Source organism: Acidobacteriota bacterium (assembly GCA_016716905.1).
GTDB lineage: Bacteria > Acidobacteriota > Vicinamibacteria > Vicinamibacterales > SCN-69-37 > SYFT01.
Map to the genome: position 1 here is coordinate 1 of JADJUS010000016.1, position 14,992 is coordinate 14,992.

Sequence of the window (14,992 nt, forward strand, 5' to 3'; positions counted from 1 at the left end):
GTGTTCGCTGATGGAGTTCGTGCAGGCGCTGAATGCTTCCGGCCGCCGACCTTGACAAAAACACGCGGGTTTCGATGTGGGGCCTTCTTCTTCGCCTCGAGAGTGGTGAAGCAGTAGCTCGAGCAAAAGGGGCTGCTGGTCACCGAACGCGCGTTGCTTGAAGACAACGGCGATGGTGTGGGACGCGAGGCGATGTCAGCCACGGGCGAAGACGGCACTGCGCTCCGCAACCGCGTGCTGGATGCAGGCGTCGAAACCATGACCACCGACCCCGCCCTGCAGATGTTGTTTCAGAAGCAGGAACTCCTGACGCTACCAGATCGACGAGCTCAAGCGTGAAGGCCACCATGCCCGAAGCGGAATGCGCCGCCGCGTGGGGCTCATGGTCGAGGAAAGCTTGCGACTATTGTCGGCGCAGAGATTCGCGCCAAAGGCGGCGGCGCATTCTGAACACTGTTAATGGCGGGAAATGTCACAAATGTCCGAAATGGCGAACTGCGGACAAGCCAGTACGGACAACCATTGCAGGAAGAATGGTCGAATGTCCTTGGTGACTAATGGTTGAATCTGCGGCTCCAAGGTCATTTCGATCATTTATTGCGCATTGAACATTCCGACGTTACCGTCATTGGTTTGTCCGCATTTCGCCATTTCGGTTGTTGTGACATTTCGCCATTACGCGGTTCCGCCATCGCGCGCCAGTCCCAATTGGCGCGTTCGCGGCGGCGCAAGAAACGCGCGCCGAGCGCCCCGGCGAGAATCCCCGGCGTGTGCCCAAAACGCGACCCCGCCCGTGGAGGCGGTCACGGCAGGTACGTCCCGAGAAAGGGCCTCCTCGACCGCGGCGGCAGGAACCAGAACGCCAGGAAGAACAGAGAGACTCCGATCACGTTGATGTAGACCACGAGGAAGAGCAGCACCAGCACCCGTGAGCCCGGGAACATGACGAAATGCACGCCCATCACACCGGCAATAGCACCGCTGGCGCCCACCATCGGGAGCAGCGACACAGGCCTCGCCCAGGTCTCAACCAGGGCCGCCACGACGCCGCACAGCAGGAAAAAGGCGAGGAAGCGGCCGTGCCCCATCTGGTCCTCGACGTTGTCGCCAAAAATCCACAGGCAGACCATGTTGCTGCCCAGATGCAGCACGTCGGCGTGCAGGAACATCGACGTCACCGCAGACACCCACGAAAGGACGCCGGGATGACGCCCCAGGTGGCGAAAGTGGCGTCCCGTGTGTCTGCGCCGCCCGGCTTTACCAGCCACAGCCAGACGTGCAGCAGCACATTGGACCCGACCAGGAGCCATGTGACCAGCGGAGTGGTGCGCGACGGTATGGCGTCGCGAAGCGGAAAGAGCATACTGAGACGGCAAGTATCGTAACGGAGAATCTCGCGTGACGTGTCGATCGTGTGGAACCCTCATCGCTGACAAGGCCATCGTCTGTTACAAGTGCGGAATGGCGACCATGGAACAGCCGGAGGTCGCTACCCGGGTGCGACTGCGGCCGCGGTCGCGGGTGGCGGTCGGCCTGGCCGCCGTGGTCATCACCGCCCTTGGTGCCTGGCTCGTGCCGATGACGCCGGAGGGCACCTGGATGCGGTGGGCGGCGTGGGCGGCGCTGCCGGTCGTGACCTACGTCACGGTTCGGCTGATTCGCGGCTCGGTTCCGGTAAGATGCTTCGGAGATGAGCACCGGACAGCCCCTCGAACCCCTCAGACTGGAAGTCACGGACGCTCAAGGCGAGCGCACCGTGGTCGTTGACAGTTCGCCCATCACTATCGGCCGTCGTGAAAACAACGATCTTCCGGCTTGGCGGCAGCGAAGTGTCGCGTGAACACATCGTGATCGAGCGCGTCGACGGGAGTGTGGACGATTCGGGATCTGCAGTCCAGATACGGGACGTCGGTCAACGATCAGCCTCTGACATCGCAGCCCCTGAAGTCCGGCGATCGCATCCGGCTTGGCAGAGGCGGCGGCGCCGACATGGTGTGCCACTTCGGCGACGCGACCTCGGCGTCGTCGCGTTCGATGACCGGGGCGCGAGACGATCTGCGGCAGATTACCGCGCTGCTCGAAGACTCCGATCGCTTGGCTCGGGCCGCGTGCTCCAGGAAGTGCTCACGCTCGTCCTTGACGCGGCTGTGGAAGTCTCGGGAGCCGAACGCGCGTTCATCATGCTGGCCGGCGCGGGTGACGTGCTGGAATTCAAACTCGGTCGAGGGCGCGGGAAGGTCACGCTCAACGACGCCACGTTCAGCATCAGCCGGAAAATTCCCGATGAAGTATTCCGCCTCGGTCAGACACAGGTGATGGCGGACCTGCTCGACGGCGCGCTGGCCGACGTGCACCAGGGCACGGTGGCCCTCGGCATTCGCAACGTCGTCTGCGTGCCGCTCAACGCCGTGTTGTATGTGGACTCGGCCGACGCCAACACCGAGGATCGCCGCATCGGCGTGTTGTATCTCGACAGCCGTGAGAAGGGCACGCTGCTGTCCACGTCCACGCGCAAGGCGCTGGCCACCATGGCGTCCGAGGCGTCGTCTGCCATCCAGAACGCCCAGCTCTACCGCGAGAAGGTGGAGAAGTCGCGGATGGAGCATGAGATGAAGATCGCGGCTGAGATTCAGCAGGCGCTGATGCCGAAGCCGCTGGCGAACCTGCGGTTTGCCGAGGCGGCGGCCGCGTCCATCGCCTGTCGATCAATCGGCGGCGACTTCTTTGACTACCTCGACTTCGGCGGCAAGGCCCTGGGTTTCACCCTGGGTGACGTGGCGGGCAAGGGGCCGCCTGCCGCGCTGCTGAGCGCGCTGATGCAGGGGATGTTCGCCTCGCATGTGACTGGCGTGGATGGGACAGCGAAGCTCGTCACGATCGCGAACCAGGTGCTGTGCAAGCGCGGGATCGAGTCGCGTTTCGTCACGCTGATGTTCGGCATTCTCGGCTCGGACGGCACCCTCACGTACACCAACGCCGGCCACAACCCGCCCTTTGTGGTGGGCCCCTCAGGTGTGCGTCGTCTCGAAGACGGCGGTCCGGTGGTGGGCCTCCTGGAGTTCGCGCCGTACGGCCAGGAGACCCTGAAGCTGCAGCCAGGCGACACCGTGGTGGTCTTCAGCGACGGTGTGTCTGAGGCGATGAACGCGGAAGGCGACGAATTGGGTGACGATCGGCTGCTGGCCGCGATTCAGGCCGCGCCCTCGACGACCGCTGAAGACCTGGTCGCGCACATCTTTGCCGCCGTCAGCGATTTTACCCACGGCACGGCGCAGGGAGACGACATCACCGCGATGGTCATCCGGTATCGCGGCGCGGATGCGGCATGACCCGCACCCGCGCGCTGCTGCTGCTCTGGCTGTGCCTGGCGGTGCTCGTGTGGAATACGGCCTTCGACCAGTGGGTGGTGCTTGCGCAGCGTGATTTACCTCGTCCGCGAGGGAGCGTGGGAACTGGGCCGCGGGCCCCAGCCGGGCATGGCCGAGATGATGAGCGACGCGGTCCGTGATGGCGCACTTCGCGCGTCGGCCTGGACCGCCGTGATTGTTGGCGCAGGTTTGCTCACCCTGCGCGCGAGGAAGTAATGCACCCCCTGATTTACGACTGGAACCAGGTCGGGGCCCCGCCCCCGCCGGACCGTCCCGTAATGCTCGACGATGAGACGTTGCGGGATGGGTTGCAATCCCCGTCGGTGACCACGCCCTCAATTGACGACAAGATTCGCATCCTGCACTTGATCGATTCGCTGGGGATCGAAACCGCCGATATCGGGTTGCCCGGCGCCGGGGCGCAGGTGGCGGACGATGTCGAGCGGCTGGCGCGCGAAATCGTGACGAGTGGACTGCGGGTGCAGGCCAACTGCGCCGCGCGCACCGTGCTCGCCGACATCATCCCGATCGCCCGAATCTCCCAGCGGGTCGGCCTTTCGATTGAATGCTGCACGTTCATCGGGTCCAGCCCCATCCGGCAGTATGCGGAGGATTGGACGCTCGACCGTCTCGTCGCGCTCACCGAGGAAGCCGTGGGGTTTGCGGTGAAGGAGGGCCTGTCGGTGATGTATGTCACCGAAGACACCACGCGCGCCGACCCCGAGTCACTCCGGCGGCTCTACTCGGCGGCCATTCGGGCCGGGGCGACGCGGGTGTGTGTCGCAGACACCGTGGGGCACGCCACGCCCACCGGGGCGGCTGCGGTCGTCCGGTTTGTGCAGTCGATTGTGGATGACTGCGGGGGTGGCGTCGGTATCGACTGGCATGGCCACCGTGACCGCGATCTGGCCGTGATCAACTCGCTGGCGGCCTGGGAGGCAGGTGCCACGCGCCTCCACGGCGCAGCGCTGGGCATAGGGGAACGGGTGGGGAACACCCCTATGGATCTGCTGCTGGTGAACCTGGTGCTCATGGGGCTGCGGCAGGACAGCCTCCTGCGCCTGGGTGAGTACTGCGAGCTGGTGGCCCGCACGTGCGGGGTGCCCATGCCGCCCAACTACCCGGTGGTGGGGCGTGACGCCTTCCGGACGGCCACCGGCGTGCACGCCGCTGCCGTCATCAAGGCCGCTCGCAAGAATGAGGCAGAGCTGATGGATGCCGTCTACTCAGGCGTGCCGGCCAGCCTCGTGGGGCGCGAGCAGGTCATCGAGGTGGGGCCGATGTCGGGCAAATCCAACGTCGTCTACTGGCTCGAGCGACGCGGTATCGAGGCCACCGAAGGGCGTGTGGAGCGGATCTTCGCAGCGGCGAAACACGCGCCCAGCGTGCTCGGCGAGGCAGAGATCCGAGCGCTCGTCGAGCCGTAGCAGGGCGCCCCGACGCGTCCCCAGAGGGGACGGATGCGTTTTCTCCTCTGAAAATGAGCGCAATTGTGCGAAACTAGCCCGCGACGCGTTGTGCGTCTTCCAAGGAGACGAGATGGCGAAGAAGAAGGCTGCAAAGAAAGTCGCGAAGAAAATCGTGAAGAAGGCGAAGAAGCCGGCGGCGAAGAAGAAGACCGCGCGCAAGGCGAACGCTGCGTTCATGCGGCCGGTCACTGTCAGCGCGACGCTCGCGCCGGTGGTGGGCGACAAGCCGATTCCGCGCACCGAGGTGACGAAGCGTCTGTGGTCGTACATCAAGAAGAACGGCCTGCAGGACCAGAAGAACAAGCGGATGATCAAGGCGGACGACAAGCTGAAGGCTGTGTTCGGCGGCAAGGCGATGGTCAACATGTTCGAGATGACCAAGCTGGTCAGCAAGCACCTGAAGTAGATCGGATCGAATTCACGAAAACTCGCGGCGGCTGCACCTGCAGTCGCCGCTTGTTTTTTGTACGGAGCTTCCCGCGCCGTTCCCCGGTCCGTAGGGCGTGGCTTCCGCCTCCGCGAACGCTTCGGCGGACTCGCCGTAGCCTTGGCAGAGGCGGTCAGCCGCGCCGTCTTAGTCTGGAACCCTGGCCGCCCGTGAGGGGACCGTGTGGAGCCTCCGCGGAGCTGCCGCGTGAAACCGTTCGCTGCGTCCGCGCGGCCTGCGACCTATCGCCCACGGGCCGCTCCGCACACGGCGGAGCCGGCCCTTGCAGGCCGCGCTCCCTTCGCGACGGTTTCGCGCTCACGCGTGTCGCGGCACTCCGAGTCGGCTCCACACGGTCCCCTCACGGGCGGCCAGGGGAGTCTGCCTCAGCAAAGCCATCAAGTTGCGCGGGGACCAGATTGGGCAAGATAATGCCGCGTGTAATTCGCAGTTGATCATCGACCCCTAACCTAGAAGGAGATTGCCACGGCCATTGTCGCAGCGTTTCAATCGCCCACTCTCACTCAGGCCACGTACGAAGAATCCGTTCGGCTACTCTCGGGTGGCCGCTCGCGGCTGACGGCGGGCGTCAGCCAGTCAACATAGGCCGCGCTCGAGGACATGTGGCGGGGCTGCGAGGGAGGTAGCACGGTGCGGGAGGGACCTGGGATGCGTGCGCTCGGGCGCGCGATGAAGCACTTTGCGGCGGCCGTTGTTGCGTGGGGCCTCTTGACGACGCTCACGTTTGCTCAGGGGGTGGCGTCAGGGTTCTCGGGTCGCTGGGAACTGGAGGCCGGGCAGCAGACGGGCATTGATGTGGTGTTGGTCCTGACGATCGACGAACCTCCCCTTCAGAGCCGCTCGGCTGGCTCCGTGCGAGATTCTTCTAATGACCTGGTCAGGGTGGTACGAGAACTCGAGACTGGAGCGCTGACCGAGGCCTATCGACTTGGCGTGCCCGCCGTCACCATTTCGGGCTTTGGCCCGGGGCGACCGAGAGGGCCGAAGACCCACGTACGCGCGACGCGGGCCCCCGCCAAGCTGACGATCGCGAGCGGCAGCTACACCGGCCCGATGCGCGAAAGCGGGGAGTGGACGGAGCAAGTGGAGACCTGGTCGTTCGAACCAGACGGGCGGCTCCGGGTCACGATTGCCAGTCGCGGATCGAATCGTCCTGACACAACGGTCTCTCGGCTGTACCGACGGGCAACCCGACTCCGGGACTCCTGGACCCCAGGACCCCGACGCGATCTACTTCCGCAGGTAGGCGACGATGTCGGGGAGTGCGGCGAGGAGGACGTCGCCGACGACCTGGAGCGACGCGGCTGAGACGTTTTCGAGCGTGTCGCTCGCCGTATGCCAGTGCCCGAGCGCGTTGAAGTTGTTCAGGTCAATCAGGTCGATCGACGGAATGCCGGCGCGCACGAAGTGCAGGTGGTCGTCTTCGATCGTGGTGTCCACGTCCACGAACTTCGACGAATGGCCCAGCCGCTTGGCGGTGGCCCAGACAATGGCGTTGAGCCAGCCGGCGGAGTAGCTGTCGCGCTCAATCTTCAGCGACTTGCTGCCGATCATGTCCACCAGGATGAGTGCCTTGATTTGCGAGAGGGTGCCGGCCTTCCGACCCTGCTGTACGTAGAAGCGGCTGCCGTAGGTGGAGTCGGTGTTCAGGTCCCAGGCGGCCACGGCCTCTTCGCCGTCGAACCAGACGAACTCGTAGGTGAACTCGCGGGGCTGGTCTTTCAGTGACCTCAGCAGTTCGATCAGGAAAGCCCCGCTTGAGCCGCCGTCACTCGCGCCGACAAACCGGAAGTCTGTGAACAGTTTGGTGTCGTAGTGGCCGGTGAAGAGGATGCGGTCGGTCCGTTGACCCGGAAGGGTGACGATCAGGTTCGTCATTTCCACCGCCCCGGCCGGGGTGGTGGCGGTAAATGTCTGTTCCTGGACCGTCAGGTTCATCGCCGCGACCTGGCGGGTGATGTAGGCCCGGGTCTGGCGCAGCGCGGCCGAGCCCGACGGCCTCGGGCCCAGGTCCACCATGGCCTTCAGATGCTCCCAGGAGCGCGCGGAGTCGAAGGTTGGGCCCTTGGCCTGGTCAGGCACGCTCACGTGTCCTGCGGCCACGACAGCGGCCGCTGCCAGACTGATGACGCCGACCGACCCGAGAAGACGAAGCAGCATCCAGGCTCCTGTGCGATGGGCGGCAAGCGCCCCGGTTATCCGCGCGCCTCGCGCGGGACGTAGTCGCGACGGCTCGCGCCAATGTAGATTTGACGCGGGCGGGCGATCTTCTGGTCGGAATCCCGCAGCATTTCGTCCCACTGGGCCAGCCAGCCCGCGGTGCGCGGAATGGCAAACAGCACGGGGAACATGTCGAGCGGGAATCCCATCGCCTGGTAGATCAGGCCGGAGTAGAAGTCCACGTTCGGGTACAGCTTCCGGCTCACAAAGTACTCGTCCTCGAGGGCGATACGTTCGAGCTCCAGGGCGATGTCGGTCAGCGGGTTGCGTCCGGTGACCTCAAAGACCAGGTCGGCGGTTTGCTTGATGATTCTGGCCCGGGGGTCGTAGGACTTGTAGACGCGGTGGCCGAAGCCCATCAGCCGGCCCTCGCCGCCCTTGACGCGTTTGATGAACGCCGGCACGTTGTTGACCGACCCGATTTCCTTGAGCATGTGCAGGACGGCTTCATTGGCGCCGCCGTGCAGCGGGCCATACAACGCGGCTGCGGCCCCCGCGAGCGACGAGTAGGGGTCGGCCTGCGAGCTGCCGATGCCGCGCATCGCGCTGGTGCTGCAGTTCTGCTCGTGGTCGGCGTGCAGGATGAACAACACGTCCAGCGCGCGCTCCAGCACCGGGTGCGGACGGTACTTCAGCTCGGTCATCTTGAACAGCATGTTCAGGAAGTTGCCGGTGAAGCTCAGGTCGTTGTCGGGGTAGACGTAGGGCCGCCCGATGGAGTGCCGGAAGGCATACGTCGCGATGCTCGGCACCTTCGCGATCAAGCGGAGGATCTGCAGCCGCCGGCCGTCCGCGTCGCCCACCTCCTTGGCGTCGGGATAAATGGTGGACAGCGCGCCGACCGTGGAGAGGAAGATGCCCATCGGGTGGGCGTCGTGCTGAAACCCGTCCATGAACTTCTTGATGTTCTCGTGCAGCATGGTGTGGAGCGTGATCTCATGGCTCCAGGCATCGAGCTGCGGGGTGGTGGGCAGTTCGCCAAACAGAATCAGGTACGCCGTCTCCAGGTAGGAGCTGTGCTCGGCGAGCTGGTCGATGGGGTAGCCGCGATATTCGAGGATGCCCTTGTCGCCGTCGATGAACGTGATGCTGCTGCGGCAGGACGCGGTGTTCTGGAACGCCGGGTCATATGTCATCAGCCCGAAGTCTTCGGGTGATGCCTTGATCTTCCTCAGGTCCATCGCGCGGATGGTGCCCTCAGCGATGGGAACTTCGTACTGCTTGCCGGTGCGGTTGTCGGTGATGGTGAGCGTGTCGGCCATAAAAACAATTCACGTGGACGGATCATTGTCGGGCGAGTCGGGGATGGAATCGATAGCCGGCCCAGGAACCCGGTAGTCGCCCTGCAGCCAGCGGTTCAAGTCCGCCAACTGACAACGTTCACTGCAAAAGGGCCGCCACCGGGGATCCGCAGGCTGCAGGCGGCATTGCACGCACACAGGCCGGGCCGACATCAGGGGTATTGTACGCGAAATGCCGCCTGCTGCCGACTACTGGTGCCTGACGTCCTTCGCCGAGACCATGAAAATGACGTCCTCGGCGATGTTTGTGGCGTGGTCGCCAATCCGCTCGAGGTGACGCGAAATGAGGATCAGGTCCAGACTGGGTTCGATTGTGGCGGCGTCGCGCAGCATGCAGGCCAGCAGGTCGCGGAACACATGGGTCTTGAGTGCATCCAGCTCGTCATCCTGCCCCAGCACCTTCCGGGCCAGGCCAAGGTCGTGGCGGACGTAGGCGTCCAGCGAGTCGCGCAGCATCACCTGCGCCAGTTCGGCCATCTTCGGGATGTCGATCAGTTCCTTGACCGGCGGGTGCTGCAGGTAGCGACGCACCGCCTCGGCGATGTTGACCGCCAGGTCGCCCACGCGTTCAAGGTCGGTGTTGATCTTGACGGCGGCGACGATGGAGCGGAGGTCGCCCGCCATGGGTTGATGCAGCGCCAGCAGCTTGAAGCAGCGGTCGTCGATTTCGATGTGCAACTGGTTGATGGCGGCGTCGCCGGTGAGCACCGCCTCAACCATCCGGCCATCACGATCGACCAGGCTGCGCACAGCCAGGCGCAGCCGCTCTTCGGCCAGGCCACCCATCTCGAGCAGTCGTCCCTTGAGCTCGTCGAGCTCGTCCTGAAAGTGTCGTGCGTGCCGTTCCATAGCTGAATCCTGCCGGGTTAACCGAAGCGACCGGTGACGTAGTCTTCCGTCAACTTCTCGGTCGGACTGGTGAAAATCTGTTCCGTGGGGCCCGACTCCACGAGGCGGCCGAGCCAGAAAAACGCCGTCTGGTCGGACACGCGCGCCGCTTGCTGCATGTTGTGCGTCACGATCACAATCGTGTAAGACGTCTTGAGCTGGTAGATGAGTTCCTCGATGCGCTGGGTCGCAATCGGGTCGAGCGCCGACGCCGGCTCATCCATCAACAGGATCTCGGGTTGAATGGCCAGGGCACGGGCGATGCACAACCGCTGCTGCTGGCCGCCCGACAGCATCAGTGCCGATTCGGTCAGCCGGTCCTTGACCTCATCCCAGATCGCGGCGGCCTTCAGACTCTCCTCGACCCGGCCTTCCATCTCGCCGCGGTTTTTCGTCAGGCCATTGATCCGCAGGCCGTACGCGATGTTCTCGAAGATGGATTTCGGAAAGGGGTTGGACTTCTGGAAGACCATGCCGACGCGCCGGCGCAGTCCCACCACGTCAGTGGATGAGGCGTAGATGTCCTCGCCGTCGATCTGGACGCGGCCTTCAACCCGCGTGCCCGGGATGATGTCGTTCATCCGGTTGAGCGCATGCAGGAAGGTGCTCTTGCCGCAGCCCGACGGGCCGATGAACGCCGTGACCAGGTTCGCGTGGAGCGCGATGGTGATGTCGCTCAGGGCCTGCTTGGCGCCGTAGTAGAAATTCATCCCCTGCACGTCGATCTTCACGGGCGTGGTTGGGCGAGCGTTGCCCGTGGTCATCGTCGACAGCGGTCGAAGGAGGGTGGTCATGCGCGGGCTTTCTGGAAGCGGTCCCGCAGCACGATGGCCACGGCATTCATCGAGAGGAGCAGGACCAGCAGCACAATGATGCCGGCCGCGGCGTTTTCGGCGAACGCCACCTGCGGTTTGGAAACCCAGTTGTAGATCTGGATGGGCAGCACCGTGAAGGGCGACATGACGCCCGACGGCGTGAAGTCGATACGCGAGGGCGCCGATCGTGATGAGCGGCGCAGTTTCTCCGATGGCGCGAGACATGGCAAGGATCAGGCCCGTCAGGATACCCGGTAACGCGGTGGGAAGCACCTGATGCCAGATGGTCTGCCACTTGGTGGCGCCCAGGCGCATGCGACCCTTCTCGCGCGGACATCGGCACGGTTCGCAGCGCTTCGCGCGTGGAGAGAATGACCACGGGCAGTGCGAGCAGGCCCAGCGTGGCGCCGCCCGAGAGAATCGACGGGCCCCACCCAAACGCCCGCACGAAGATCCCCAGCCCGAGCAGGCCGTAGATGATCGACGGCACGCCTGCGAGGTTGGCGATATTGATTTCGATGAGGCGGGCCATGCGGCCGCCTCCACCGTACTCCTCGAGGTACACCGCGGCGCCGATCCCCAGTGGCAGCGCAAACGCCGCCGTCACCATCAGGATGTAGAGGCTGCCGAGAATCGCGGGGTAGATGCCCGCCGACGATGCGCGGCGGGAGGGCATGCTGGTGAGGAACTCCCAGTCGAGGCGCGCCCAGCCGTCAGACCAGATGTCGTACAGCAGCGCCAGCAGCGCGACGAGCGAGAGCGTGAGCACGAGGATGCTCATGGTCTGCAGCAGGCGATCGCCGGCCATGCGGCGCGAAGCGGAGGTCACGAGTACTGCTCCCGGAAGCGGCGGCGCAGCCAGTCGCTGATGAGGTTGAGCACGAAGGTCATCAGGAACAACAACATGCCCACGGCGAAGATGGTGCGGAAGGCGATCGATCCCGCCGGTGTATCGCCCATGCTGACCTGCACGATGTAGGCGGTCATTGTCTCCACCGGATTCATGGGGTTGGCGGTCAGACGCGGCTGTTGTCCGGCGGCAATCGCCACGATCATCGTCTCGCCGATGGCGCGGGACATGGCCAGGATGAACGACGCGGAGATGCCGGAGAGCGCGGCGGGCACCACCACGCGCAACGCCGCCTGCATCTTGGTGGCGCCCAAGGCGTACGCGCCTTCACGTAGCCCGTTAGGCACCGCGTGCAACGCGTCTTCCGACAGCGACGACACCAGCGGGAGGATCATGATGCCCATGACCAGACCGGGACTCAGCGCATTGAAGAGCGCCAGGTCGGGGAAGACCTTTTGCAGCAGCGGAGTCACGAACAGCAGGGCGAAATAGCCGAAGACGACCGTGGGAATCCCGGCCAACACCTCCAGCACGGGCTTGACCACGCGCCGCACGCCTGGCGGGGCATACTCGCTCAGGTAGATGGCCGAGAGCAGGCCGGCAGGCATCGCCACGAGCATGGCGATGAGCGACACCAGAATGGTGCCGCCCACAAGGGGAGCGCCGAACTGCGGGTCGTAGAAGAGCGGCGTCCAGACGGTGCCGAACAGGAAGTCCGTGATCGGCACCTCACGGAAGAACTCGTACGTTTCGAAGACGAGCACGCCGATGATCCCGGCGGTGACGAGCACTGATCCGGCGGCGCAGGCAAACAGCGCGCGCTCGATCAGCCACTCGACTTTCCGCCGGGTCGCCAGCGTCATTACTGACGGCCCTGCAGCAGTTCTGTCAGGGATTTCGTTGACTGCGCCGCGTGGTCGGCAAACATGGTGCCGGGGTGCGTGCCGCGAGGCGCGCCTTGACCAGCGCCAGTTCGGCGTCGGTCAGCGAGACATACCCGACTTCCTTCGAGAGCTTGCCGGTGTTGGCCGGTAGAAGTCCGCGAACTTCTGCACTTCAGGGCGGGCCATAGCGGTGGTGCTCACGTAAATGAACAGGGGCCGTGACAGGGGGCGATAGGTGCCGTTGCGCACCACGTCAAACGACGGCTGAATGGGGCCCGCCCCGTTGGTGGGGTCCTCGTCGTCGATGCCCACGAGCTTGAGCTTGCCCCTGGTTCTCTTCGTAGTAGGCGAGGCCCATGCCCCGAGGGCGTATTCGTCACCCGAAACGCCCTGCACCAGGATGTTGTCGTTTTCGCTCGACGTGTAGTCGCCGCGGCTCTGCTTGGCCTTGCCCACAATCGCCTCGGTGAAGTAGTCGAAGGTGCCCGGAGTCGGTGCCGGCGCCGTAGAGGTTAATCATCTTGTCGGGCCAGCCCGCGCGGACCTGGCTCCACTTCGTGATTTTGCCCTGCGCGTCGGGCGACCACAGCTTCTTGAGTTCGGCGACCGTCATCGAAGCGGCCCAGGTGTTTTTGGGATTCACGACGACAGCGAGGCCGTCGTAGGCGACAGGCAGTTCAACGAAGGCGATCGATGCCTGGGCGCAGGCTTCCAGTTCGGTGGTGCTGATGGGCCGTGAGGCGTCAGACACCGCGATTTCACCGCGGCAGAACTTCTTGAAGCCACCGCCGGTTCCCGAAAACCCGACTGTGACTGGTGCGGAACCATCGGTCTTGCCGAAATCCTCCGCGACCGCTTCGGAGATCGGAAAGACCGTGCTGGAGCCGTCGATGGCGATGACGGCCGCAGGCGTGGACGAGGGCGCCGGCTCTGTGCCACCACCGCACGAAGCAGCGACAAGGGGCGGGCAACGTGATGATGCTCAGGAGGCGGGCAGCGGACAGAAGGCGAATTCTCATAGGACCGAGCGTATGGGCCGAGAATATCGCGCCGGTTTCGGAGGTGTAAATTCTGTGTTACAAGCGGACCGGGGCCGGGCGGCCCGTCGGCGACCCCGCCCAACCGCGACTTCGAAGCGGATCGGCCGGTCCAGCAGGTCCGAGAGGGGCTCGGCATGCCGCTGGGCCGCCCACAGCTCCAGTTCGGACGCTTCACCCGCCGAAGCGCACGAGGAAGGCCCTCGGGTGTCTCAGTGGAGCTCAATGCCGCCGATCGATTGTGCGTGGCCGCGGTCCAGACCTTCGGCCAGGCGCAGCATGGCGGCCAGCAGCCGCACGATACGGCGGCGCGGCGCTGGCAGGGCGCTGAAGTCCTCATGGCTTTTCCGTGGGGCGGTCTGGCGGTGGTATCGCGCCACCAGGGCCATCAGCACAATCTCGTCGGGCTCGAAGCCCCGAAGATCGCCATGCAGAATGAGATAGTGCGAGTGTTTGTGGTGCCGTTCGTAGCTGATGAGGCCGCCGATGTCGTGCAGGATCGCGGCGTACTCCAGCCACTCACGTTCGCGTGGCCCCAGTTCATGCAGGTGCTGCGTCGCGTCGAACAGCGCGAGCGACAGGCGTGCCACGTGGGTGGCATGCCGCGGAATGTAGTGACAGCGCTCGGCGAGTTCGATGACGCTGCGCCGACGGACATCGGGGTACCGTTCGACGGTGCGGATGTGCGCGCCGTTTTTCTTGATGTAGTCGAGCACCAGCCCTTCTCGCAGGGCGAAGTCGCAGAGCGTCAACTCGGTGGCGCCCAGGGCGCTGAGCAGGGTGTCGAGCAACACGGCGCCGGCCACCGCGAGGTCGGCGCGTCGCGGGTCAGGCCGGGGAGCGCCAGACGATCTTCGAGTGTCGTGTCGGTGAGCGATCGCCTGACGCGGCGAAACGCCTTGGCGCTCACGCGCCGGTTGCGCAGGTCGCCGCCGTCGCGCACGGCCAGCGCGCCGAGCGCGGCGATCGTGCCTGACGTGCCGATGACACGGTGAAAGCCACGCGACTTGAGCGCGCGAATGTGCGTCGCCGTCTGCCGGCGGACGTATCGCTCCACCCGCTTTTCTTCGTCCGCCGTAATTGGGTCGCTCGTGACGAACCGCTCGGTCAGCCGGATGACGCCAATCTTGAAGCTGCCGCCCAGTTGCATGCGAGCCGCGGTGCCGAGCGTCAATTCCACGCTGCCGCCGCCGATGTCGATCACCACCGCAGCCTGGCCGCCGACGCCCGCCGCGTAGGCCGCCGCCAGGTGGATGAGGCGCGCTTCCTCAATGCCGGAAATCGTGCGGACACGAATGCCCACTTCCCCGGCGAATCCGCGTGACAAAATCCCCGCCATTTTCGGCTTCACGCACCGCGCTGGTCGCCGACGCGATGATCTCATCCACCGCGTGCGACTCCGCGAGGCGCTTGAACTTGGTTAAGGTTTGTAACGCGTTTGTAACAGCCGTGTCCGACAGGCGCCGGCCGTCAAGTCCGCCCGCCCCGAGCCGCACCATGTCTTTTTCGCGATCCACGACTTCAAACGACAGGTCGGGCCGCACACGCCGACGATCATATGCACCGAATTCGTGCCGATATCGATCGCCGCGATCCGCATGCACTAAGCTACCACGGTGGGTGAGGCGCGACCGTGAGCACGCTTCGACTGACGCACGCGTTGGCTGAGCAGGTGCGCCGTTTTTCACGCGCCTCGGACGGGCGCGGCGCGG

At 64.9% G+C, this 14,992-nt stretch carries 18 protein-coding genes and 2 pseudogenes; 7 read left to right on the forward strand and 13 right to left on the reverse strand.

All coding sequences use genetic code 11. The annotated features are described in order from the left end of the window. The first annotated feature begins 153 nt into the window (after window positions 1-153). On the forward strand, window positions 154-339 hold the full coding sequence (locus IPL75_15315; GenBank protein ID MBK9241591.1) for a hypothetical protein: 186 nt from the start codon (window positions 154-156) through the stop codon (window positions 337-339). A gap of 464 nt (window positions 340-803) precedes the next feature. On the opposite strand, the gene IPL75_15320 is transcribed toward IPL75_15315, so the two are convergent. Beyond that, window positions 804-1,187 carry a rhomboid family intramembrane serine protease gene (locus IPL75_15320; GenBank protein MBK9241592.1) on the reverse strand — a complete coding sequence of 128 codons (384 nt, stop codon included), beginning with the start codon at window positions 1,185-1,187 and terminating at the stop codon, window positions 804-806. Next, window positions 1,175-1,363, reverse strand: coding sequence for a hypothetical protein (locus IPL75_15325; GenBank protein ID MBK9241593.1), 189 nt, complete (start codon window positions 1,361-1,363; stop codon window positions 1,175-1,177). The genes IPL75_15320 and IPL75_15325 overlap by 13 nt, the downstream gene beginning before the upstream one ends. A 35-nt stretch (window positions 1,364-1,398) precedes the next feature. Between IPL75_15325 and IPL75_15330 the strand changes: the two genes are divergently transcribed. From IPL75_15330 to IPL75_15355, 6 genes are all read left to right on the forward strand, one after another. Further along, window positions 1,399-1,767 (forward strand): hypothetical protein, encoded by a 369-nt coding sequence (locus IPL75_15330; GenBank protein ID MBK9241594.1) that lies wholly within the window; start codon window positions 1,399-1,401, stop codon window positions 1,765-1,767. Window positions 1,768-2,120: 353 nt separating this feature from the next. Beyond that, entirely contained in the window at window positions 2,121-3,329 is a 1,209-nt protein-coding gene (locus tag IPL75_15335) for a SpoIIE family protein phosphatase (protein MBK9241595.1), read from the forward strand. Between the two features lie 90 nt (window positions 3,330-3,419). After that, complete coding sequence (locus IPL75_15340; protein ID MBK9241596.1) at window positions 3,420-3,584, forward strand: hypothetical protein; 165 nt, start codon at window positions 3,420-3,422, stop codon at window positions 3,582-3,584. Next, window positions 3,584-4,795: a 2-isopropylmalate synthase gene (locus IPL75_15345; GenBank protein ID MBK9241597.1), complete on the forward strand. Its 1,212-nt coding sequence runs from the start codon at window positions 3,584-3,586 to the stop codon at window positions 4,793-4,795. Before IPL75_15340 ends, IPL75_15345 begins: the two co-directional genes overlap by 1 nt. A gap of 112 nt (window positions 4,796-4,907) precedes the next feature. Further along, a complete protein-coding gene (locus tag IPL75_15350) occupies window positions 4,908-5,243 on the forward strand; it encodes a hypothetical protein (protein MBK9241598.1) in 336 nt (111 codons plus the stop codon). Between the two features lie 690 nt (window positions 5,244-5,933). Continuing rightward, on the forward strand, window positions 5,934-6,593 hold the full coding sequence (locus tag IPL75_15355) for a hypothetical protein (protein ID MBK9241599.1): 660 nt from the start codon (window positions 5,934-5,936) through the stop codon (window positions 6,591-6,593). Here the strand turns inward: IPL75_15355 and IPL75_15360 are convergent. The 11 genes and pseudogenes from IPL75_15360 to IPL75_15410 all read right to left on the reverse strand — a co-directional run bounded on the left by IPL75_15360 (window position 6,516) and on the right by IPL75_15410 (window position 14,824). Continuing rightward, entirely contained in the window at window positions 6,516-7,445 is a 930-nt protein-coding gene (locus IPL75_15360; GenBank protein ID MBK9241600.1) for a M28 family peptidase, read from the reverse strand. The two genes, IPL75_15355 and IPL75_15360, sit on opposite strands and share 78 nt — an antisense overlap. A 35-nt stretch (window positions 7,446-7,480) precedes the next feature. After that, window positions 7,481-8,767 (reverse strand): citrate synthase, encoded by a 1,287-nt coding sequence (locus IPL75_15365; GenBank protein ID MBK9241601.1) that lies wholly within the window; start codon window positions 8,765-8,767, stop codon window positions 7,481-7,483. 9 nt (window positions 8,768-8,776) lie between these two features. Further along, window positions 8,777-8,959 carry a DNA gyrase inhibitor YacG gene (gene yacG / locus IPL75_15370; protein ID MBK9241602.1) on the reverse strand — a complete coding sequence of 61 codons (183 nt, stop codon included), beginning with the start codon at window positions 8,957-8,959 and terminating at the stop codon, window positions 8,777-8,779. A gap of 36 nt (window positions 8,960-8,995) precedes the next feature. Further along, a complete protein-coding gene (phoU, locus tag IPL75_15375; protein ID MBK9241603.1) occupies window positions 8,996-9,655 on the reverse strand; it encodes a phosphate signaling complex protein PhoU in 660 nt (219 codons plus the stop codon). Window positions 9,656-9,672: 17 nt separating this feature from the next. Further along, window positions 9,673-10,458, reverse strand: coding sequence for a phosphate ABC transporter ATP-binding protein (locus IPL75_15380; protein ID MBK9241604.1), 786 nt, complete (start codon window positions 10,456-10,458; stop codon window positions 9,673-9,675). Window positions 10,459-10,484: 26 nt separating this feature from the next. Beyond that, window positions 10,485-11,317 (reverse strand): annotated as a pseudogene (gene pstA / locus IPL75_15385) (phosphate ABC transporter permease PstA). A gap of 17 nt (window positions 11,318-11,334) precedes the next feature. After that, window positions 11,335-12,222, reverse strand: coding sequence for a phosphate ABC transporter permease subunit PstC (pstC, locus tag IPL75_15390; GenBank protein MBK9241605.1), 888 nt, complete (start codon window positions 12,220-12,222; stop codon window positions 11,335-11,337). A gap of 120 nt (window positions 12,223-12,342) precedes the next feature. Further along, window positions 12,343-13,141 (reverse strand): annotated as a pseudogene (locus tag IPL75_15395) (PstS family phosphate ABC transporter substrate-binding protein). A gap of 351 nt (window positions 13,142-13,492) precedes the next feature. Beyond that, window positions 13,493-14,074, reverse strand: coding sequence for an HD domain-containing protein (locus IPL75_15400; GenBank protein MBK9241606.1), 582 nt, complete (start codon window positions 14,072-14,074; stop codon window positions 13,493-13,495). Beyond that, window positions 14,029-14,607 carry a hypothetical protein gene (locus IPL75_15405; protein ID MBK9241607.1) on the reverse strand — a complete coding sequence of 193 codons (579 nt, stop codon included), beginning with the start codon at window positions 14,605-14,607 and terminating at the stop codon, window positions 14,029-14,031. The genes IPL75_15400 and IPL75_15405 overlap by 46 nt, the downstream gene beginning before the upstream one ends. Next, the gene (locus tag IPL75_15410) at window positions 14,549-14,824 is read right to left on the reverse strand and encodes a hypothetical protein (GenBank protein ID MBK9241608.1); all 276 of its coding nucleotides are present in this window, start codon (window positions 14,822-14,824) and stop codon (window positions 14,549-14,551) included. Before IPL75_15410 ends, IPL75_15405 begins: the two co-directional genes overlap by 59 nt. Between the last annotated feature and the right edge of the window lie 168 nt (window positions 14,825-14,992).